The sequence below is a fragment of the Anaerococcus sp. C0059F3 genome (genome assembly GCF_056590475.1).
In genome coordinates, this window is the sequence record NZ_JBWPWE010000022.1 from 1 (window position 1) to 2,256 (window position 2,256).

Sequence of the window (2,256 nt, forward strand, 5' to 3'; positions counted from 1 at the left end):
TGAAGTGTATTATCTATGCTTAATGGCGCTAACCCATTGGATCTACGTAATTCATTTAATTGAGTTACAAAAGATTGTTCAGTTTCATTTGCAAAGTTTGAGTTTATGATATTTGAATACGTCTGTTCATTTGAAGCCGAATTATTATCTTGTTGAGTAATACTTTGTGAATCTGCTTTTTGACAGTTTTTGGAACTATTTCTTTTTGTATAAAATTTATCAGTGTCAGTAGCAAGTATCCATTTGTTATCACCAATTTTATACCAAATTTTATCGTTAACTTTTTCTTGAGCATAAACTTTTACAGATTGTCCGACTCCAATGTATTCGCCAGTAGGTGATTGATTGGGAGCTTTATATGTTTCACCCAATCCATTATCTGTAATTTTTGCAGTGAACAAATAATTTGATTTTGTGTTTTGCACATTTGCGAGCCTGATATAGTGATGACTACCAATGTATAAATATTTTGTGCCACGTATTTTCTTAGTGCGATAGGCTTTTACATATTTGCCTTTTTTTTTTTTTTTAACACCTCTAATACGGTTGCCTTTGTAGTTATAGACATAAGCATTATGCGTAAGTCTTACATTTTTAGTGCTTGCTTCCACTACATTAGCTTGTTCGTTACTTGTAACAACTGTAGCTGAAAGCAATAGAGTGGATGAAAGTGTAATGGTCGATAGTAATTTAACAACTTTTTTCTTTTGTAACATATTAGTTACCTCCTACGGATATTCATTATTTCAATTTCTAAATTAATGATACATGATGTGAAAATGCATTTCACTGCTGTTTTTCTTTGCTGGAATTATATTTATCTCTCGTAAATTTATAAAAAAGTAAAAGATTGAAAAGTTAGGTGCATCATTTAATACAAAATATAAACTGAAATAGATTCTCGTTGAATTTGGAGACTGTAAAATAGTTTGTGTAAGGATGAATGATTCCTTAAATTTATTTCTTTAAACATTAGAAAAAGGAGTTCCTTTCTCGTATGATTGGTTTGAACAAAAAAACACATACAGAAAGAAGAACTCCTTCATGAATGATTTTACCAAAGATTTTGCTCAAGCTCTATTCAATCCAGACAAAATAAATGATTTATTGCGCAAAGAGCTACAACAGGCTGTTAATAACTTGTTAGAAGCTGAATTGACTGCCTTTCTGGGCTATGATCCCTATGCCAGAAATGGCTGGAATACTGGCAACTCTAGAAATGGTGCTTATTTCCGCAAAGTTGATACGCAATTTGGCCCAATTGAAGTGCAAGTGCCTCGGGATCGCAACGGTCAATTTCATCAGCACACGCTGCCTGACTACAAGCAGCACTCGGATATCTTGGAAAGCATGATTATCAAGCTTTACTCCAAGGGCGTGACCACCAGGGAAATAGCCGATCTAATTGAAAAGATGTATGGCAGCCATTACAGTCCAGCTCAGGTATCAAATATTTCCAAGCAGATGATTCCAAAGGTTGAGGCTTACCACAAACGCAAGCTAAGCGACAAGTTTTTCTGCGTCTATTTGGATGCGACATACCTTCCTTTGCGCCGAGAAACATTTGAGCGTGAAGCAGTCTATATTGCCATTGGCATCAAGCCTAATGGGCACAAGGAGGTCATTGACTACTGCATTGCGCCTAGCGAGAACATTGAAGTCTGGACAGATATGCTTCAAAACATGAAATCCCGAGGCTTAAAGCAAGTTGAGCTTTTTCTTTCTGATGGTGTTGTTGGCATGAAAACAGCCTTGGCCAGGACTTATCCTAAAGCTCATTTTCAACGCTGTTTGGTTCATGTCATGCGCAATATCTGCGCTAAAGTACGCGTCGACGATCGTGAAAAGATCATGAACGAATTCAAACAGGTGCATCAACAGACAAACAAAGAAGAAGCCACAGCTGTCCTGCATGACTTCTATACCAAATGGGGCAAGGTTTACAGCCATGTTATCAGAAGCTTGAAAGACATAGAACCAGATCTGCTGGTCTTTTATAACTATCCCAAGCAGATCAGAGCTTCAATTTATTCGACTAACATGATTGAATCATTTAACAATGTGATCAAGCGCAAAGCTAAGCCTAAGGCAGAGTTTCCAACTGAACAGTCGCTTGATGCTTTTATTGGCATTCAGGCAATGAGCTACAATGACCGTTATTTCAATCGAATTCATAAAGGCTTTGGTCAGGTTCAGGACACCTTAGAATCCTACTTTGATTAAATAAATAATTAAAAAATCAATTTACGAGAAAGA

2 protein-coding genes are annotated in these 2,256 nt (G+C 36.4%); one reads left to right on the forward strand and one right to left on the reverse strand.

Annotated elements, in window-relative coordinates; genetic code table 11:
- Positions 1–716: SLAP domain-containing protein (locus AC1EJ5_RS09850; RefSeq protein WP_479816005.1), on the reverse strand; the 716-nt coding region annotated here is incomplete at its 3' end.
- A gap of 328 nt (positions 717–1,044) precedes the next feature.
- Between AC1EJ5_RS09850 and AC1EJ5_RS09855 the strand changes: the two genes are divergently transcribed.
- Positions 1,045–2,223: an IS256 family transposase gene (locus AC1EJ5_RS09855; RefSeq protein WP_005727505.1), complete on the forward strand. Its 1,179-nt coding sequence runs from the start codon at positions 1,045–1,047 to the stop codon at positions 2,221–2,223.
- The last annotated feature ends 33 nt before the right edge of the window (positions 2,224–2,256 follow it).

Bases quoted from the DNA above. Each gene is read 5' to 3' on its own strand.
- AC1EJ5_RS09855 (WP_005727505.1), top strand. From the start codon at position 1,045: ATGAATGATTTTACCAAAGATTTTGCTCAAGCTCTATTCAATCCAGAC.